The sequence below is a fragment of the Leptothoe sp. PORK10 BA2 genome (genome assembly GCF_034932105.1).
Classification (GTDB): Bacteria; Cyanobacteriota; Cyanobacteriia; order Phormidesmidales; family Phormidesmidaceae; genus Leptothoe.
The window spans coordinates 1-4,655 of sequence record NZ_JAYGIG010000194.1 but is presented as its reverse complement, the minus strand read 5'-3'; the positions used below and the strand labels follow the sequence as shown (position 1 = coordinate 4,655).

The 4,655-nt window shown below is 44.5% G+C and carries 7 protein-coding genes; 5 read left to right on the top strand and 2 right to left on the bottom strand.

Features of this window, described 5'->3' with window-relative positions; genetic code table 11:
• The first annotated feature begins 235 nt into the window (after positions 1-235).
• The 3 genes from VB741_RS26020 (at position 236) to VB741_RS26010 (ending at position 2,143) form a co-directional block, all read left to right on the top strand.
• Positions 236-535: a hypothetical protein gene (locus VB741_RS26020; protein WP_323368140.1), complete on the top strand. Its 300-nt coding sequence runs from the start codon at positions 236-238 to the stop codon at positions 533-535.
• 84 nt (positions 536-619) lie between these two features.
• On the top strand, positions 620-1,468 hold the full coding sequence (locus VB741_RS26015) for a sterol desaturase family protein (RefSeq protein ID WP_323368139.1): 849 nt from the start codon (positions 620-622) through the stop codon (positions 1,466-1,468).
• A gap of 396 nt (positions 1,469-1,864) precedes the next feature.
• Positions 1,865-2,143, top strand: coding sequence for a hypothetical protein (locus VB741_RS26010; protein ID WP_323368138.1), 279 nt, complete (start codon positions 1,865-1,867; stop codon positions 2,141-2,143).
• A gap of 162 nt (positions 2,144-2,305) precedes the next feature.
• On the opposite strand, the gene VB741_RS26005 is transcribed toward VB741_RS26010, so the two are convergent.
• Together VB741_RS26005 and VB741_RS26000 are read right to left on the bottom strand one after the other, a co-directional pair.
• Positions 2,306-2,524 (bottom strand): DUF2811 domain-containing protein, encoded by a 219-nt coding sequence (locus VB741_RS26005; RefSeq protein ID WP_323368137.1) that lies wholly within the window; start codon positions 2,522-2,524, stop codon positions 2,306-2,308.
• Between the two features lie 497 nt (positions 2,525-3,021).
• Positions 3,022-3,183 carry a hypothetical protein gene (locus tag VB741_RS26000; RefSeq protein WP_323368136.1) on the bottom strand — a complete coding sequence of 54 codons (162 nt, stop codon included), beginning with the start codon at positions 3,181-3,183 and terminating at the stop codon, positions 3,022-3,024.
• 148 nt (positions 3,184-3,331) lie between these two features.
• On the opposite strand from VB741_RS26000, the gene VB741_RS25995 reads away from it, so the two are divergent.
• Positions 3,332-3,907, top strand: a complete 576-nt coding sequence (locus tag VB741_RS25995) for a sigma-70 family RNA polymerase sigma factor (protein WP_323368135.1) — start codon at positions 3,332-3,334, stop codon at positions 3,905-3,907.
• Between the two features lie 62 nt (positions 3,908-3,969).
• Positions 3,970-4,530 carry a peptidoglycan-binding domain-containing protein gene (locus VB741_RS25990; RefSeq protein WP_323368134.1) on the top strand — a complete coding sequence of 187 codons (561 nt, stop codon included), beginning with the start codon at positions 3,970-3,972 and terminating at the stop codon, positions 4,528-4,530.
• The last annotated feature ends 125 nt before the right edge of the window (positions 4,531-4,655 follow it).

Here is a 4,655-nt window from a genome sequence, read left to right as displayed (position 1 = left end):
GGATGTTCTGCCGTATTCGCGGTTACCTATCCACTCTACGCAAACAGGGGCATAACGTTCTGGATGCCCTCATGGGATTGTTCTCTGGAAACCCTATAACTCTCCTACCCCAGCCTGAGTAGTTACGCTATTTGAGCAACTAGTTGAGGAGATCAGTTGGCAGGATTCTCGTCTATTTAAGTCGATTTCTGAAGGAGGAACACTCACGGAGCGCATCGATCGCCTCGGACAGCTTTTGATTGAGCATGAGGACTACTTCATCAAGCAGGCTGTGATTTGGACAGAGTTTTATCAACACCATGCACCAACGGAGATTAGCACCAACCCCATTTTTCAGCAGATTGACCAGCGCTATCAGCAGGCGATGGAGAATCTGCTAAATCTCTCAGACCCAAAGTTGGCTCGATTTGTCTGGACATTGATCAATGGCATTTTGATCGAGCAGATGGACAACGATCCCAATTTTACGTTTGCTGACCAGATTAGCCTATTCACTCAAATGCTGATTGCCTACTGCGAAAAACATCGCACTTAGCTTTGAGGCATTTTGCGATCGCAAAATTGCGCAACCTTAAATAAACCGAGCGCTCGAATTAAATTTACGTTTGGGAGATTATTCATGCAACCGACTCAACCGATGATGGAAGCCCTACAGCCTCTAGAAGGCTATTTGTTTAGCCTAGCAATTATCTTTTTCGGCATCACCCTAGCAGAAATTGTTGTTGACTTTTGGTTTCACAAGCAGCGAGATTATCGAGAAACGGCTACGAATCTGGGAATTAGCATTTTTTACGAGTTTCTAATTGCTCGAACGTCGGATGTTGCTGCTTTTTTGGGATTATCTTGGTTTGCGACTATGAGTCCTCTAAACGTTCCTGTGAATGTCTGGACAACGCTGTTAGCAGTTTTGATGGCCGATTTTCTCTACTATTGGAATCATCGGGCTGAACACAGAATTCGAATTTTCTGGGCACATCACAGTGTTCATCACAGCTCCACTGATTTTAATTTAACGGTGGCGCTAAGGCTGGCATGGATTGAAAATTTTATTCTTTGGATTTTCTACATTCCAATGGCACTGTTAGGATTTCACCCATTACAAATTTTGATCGCGGTTGCGATCGTCGGCTTATATCAAGTCTTGATTCACAACCAAAAAATCGGGCGATTGGGCATTTTAGAATTCCTGTTGAATACGGCTTCTAACCATCGAGTGCATCACGGATCGAACCCCATCTACATTGACAAAAACTATGGCGGTATTTTAATCGTCTGGGATAGATTATTCGGCACTTATCAAGCCGAGACGGAGAAGGTGATCTATGGGCTAACGCAAAATATCAAAATCCGTAACCCTATCTGGATCAATGTTGTTGAGTATGTTCGTATAGTTCAAGATCTGATGCGCTATCGAACGCTGAAAGAGCGCTTTTTGAGTGTGTTTGGCCCACCGGAATGGAAACCGTAAGCGTTTAAGTAATTGACAACTCAAGGATAATTTTACCTGAATCTAGACTTTGTCTAAGTTGAAACCTGGAGTTGCCCTTGTCCTAGATTTCTCTCCCGCCATCACCCTTTACCTCACCCTAAATCCTTCTCTTGCCCTCACCCTAAATCCCTCTCCCGAGGGGAGAGGGACTTTGAGGCTTCTTGTCTTCTCTAAGTAGGTGGGCATAATTAATGTGAGCAGAGATCTATGCACTGCAAGGGTTTTAGGCTTTATCGTTTCATGTTTATTTACGCCAACCTACTTAGTGCCAGCAGCCCAACATAGGCCCTCATATAATTGGAGGAATCAGTGTTAAGCTGATTCCTCCAATTATATGAGGGATTAAATTAGCCATTTGGCAAAGGATGAACAGGCATGGAATGGTTAATATTGGTTGGTTTTCTGATGGTCATGGGTTCCTATGTAAACATGGCTTCCCGTATTCGACGCATTGAGAGGAAACTGGATGCGTTGCTTAGACACCAAGGCGTAGATGCTACTATACAATATTATGCTTTTTCAGATCGGGTAAAGGAGTTGTTAGCGGCAGATCCGCCGCTGAGGATCGAAGCCCTTAAGGTTTATCGCGAGGAGACTGGTGCCAGTTTGCGCGAGGCCAAGGCAGCGATCGATTCGTTCATCCACAACATGTAGCACTCATACCGAACCAGTATAGGGTTGTTGCTTTAGTCGTTTCATATCTCCATGCCCCCTGGCGGGGTGGTCCCTTGATGGGGTGGTATTCGGAATTGAAACCCTTTGCAGCCTAGCCGGTCCCCATCTGCCCATACGCTGACAAACGTAGCCGATTACTCCCTATGCAGCGAAGCCAAACAAACTATCCAAATAGAGGCTATTCACATGGGGCTGATTCACACCGTTTTGCATCAAAAAGAGCGAAAGTGCAGCCTGCATAATACGTTCTTGGCTCCATAGCTCATGGGTTTGCAAGTAGTCTTGCATCGATAGGTGAAGGGATTCAGGAATCTCGACCATTAGGCTGACAGTGGCTGTGCTTGTAGTAGCTGTATTCATAAAAAATATAACGCCTCTTGAATTCTAGACATGACAAACTAGGGTCTAGTAAGAGACCCTTGCCCCATCGCCGTTATCAGCGGGTTAGCAACATCGGGAACACAGTGCAAAGGAGACCTGACTAGGCCGCCTGCTTCAGTGGTGCTTTATTGTGCAGGAGGCGATGCGAATTAGCAATGCCTGTCTAGCTTTAGAATTTTCTAATGAAAAAAAATACCGGACGATACCAAGAGGGTTAAATACCTATTTTTGTTACATTACATTATATTTTGAGTTAGATCCCCATCCCTAAGGGTTTTCCACAAAATCTCTGCACGCCTTGAAACCTGGTAGTAACCTGGGGAGAACCTGGCCCAATCTGGGGAGAAGCCAAGGAAAACTCTGGGGAAAACTCTGTCGATTATTAAGAAAAAAAAAGTGGTGAATTCACGCAGGTAGCCCTGGTTCATAAGAAATTTTTTAAAGCTCAAACCTATAACTAACAAGGGTTTGATGTCCTAAGTTAAGGCTATTTTTGTAGGTGTCTGAATCTGCGATCGCACCCCGCCCACTACCCAACTGAGTACGCTCCATTTTGCGATCGCACCCCGCCCACTATCCAGCTGAATATGCTCCATATTCTGAATGGCGTCATTGCCGGTCGCTTGACAGGTGACCATGCCCAATGGGCGACAGGACCCTTGGTAGCTCTCGGTTTTGAGTGACGATCAATCCTAAACTTTCCGAGCAATGTCACAAAAACTAAAATTTTTCACTAATGCGTGTACGTGTTGAGTTTCCTATGTCCTGTATTTTTCAGCACTTCTTATGCCTCCAGAAATCCTTCAACAATTCAATTCTGAGCTAACGAGCTTGTTAGATGCAGATAATCCTCAAGCCAGATCGCTTTTGGCATTTATTCGTCGGAGCCTCGGGCAATATAACTTACAGGATAAGATTTCTGTCATTGACATCTTTGTGAATGCTTATCTTAGGGGGGTAGAGCAACTGCTTAGTCCCTCTGGTAAGTCTATTCAGCATCCAAAAGCTTGGATGAGGAGTACAACTCTAAATGTGATTCGTGAGCACGCACGAGCGCAAAAAAAAGAATGCCAGCTCTCTATTGAGCCTATAGATGAATCATCTCAGCAATTGGTTGATGACTCAGTGATTGAAGAAAATCTGGATGCTGTTGTCAAAGCGTTTCATCGGTTAAATCACGATGATCGTAAGCTTCTGGAACTGAAATATTTGCAGGGAATGCCCTGGAAAGATGTACGGGACAAATTAGGTCAACCCAACGATACATTGGCTGCTCTACGAAAACGGGGACAGAGGACGCTAGACAAATTACGTACGGAATACCACGAAATCAGGCCACCCGTGGATAGACCAGACGACTAGAACGTCCACTTTGGCGTTTTTTTTAATTGTCCATTGATAAACATCTAGTGAACGAATTGACTATGGAATCTTTTGTTGACTACAAGGAGCAATCCAAGCAAGCACAACATGAAATGCTCTGGAATGCTACGACATTAAAACAAGTGCGAGAGTACTGTGCGATCGCATCTCAGCGGAGGCTATCCGAGCAAGATGCTGATCGTCTGGCAGAAATTATTAGGTTAGCTGAAGCTGATAGCTGCCTAGAATTGTGGATTAATGAAGCCGATCACTTTCTGGACCATGAATTAGGGTTGCGGATCGGTAGAACCATTCATCCGATTGAGACAGAGAGTCAGAAAACAGATCTTTTGGAGCATTTGAATTTTTGGACTCAGAAGTCTGAGGATACCGAGACGTCAGATGAAGCGGCTGAATTGCTTGAAGAAATTCACGAATTTCTGACATCTGGCAACCGCAATGTTCAAGAAAATCTCAAAAAACATGGATTTGATCCTGGACCAATAGACGGTGTCGTTGGTCCTCGAACACAAGAGGCAATTCTTCGGTTTCAGAGGGCACATAATCTCTATGAAACCGGTACATTAGACTCTGAAACTCGGTTCGCCTTAGGGTATCGATAATAGACCTCTTGCAAAAATGATTATGTGCTAAATTGCTGTATTTTGCTGCCAGTCTTCGGCAAGGTTGAGTTCATAATTGTAGAGTGCCGCTATCAAATTGAATCGCAGCCCATAGCGTCGTCGTC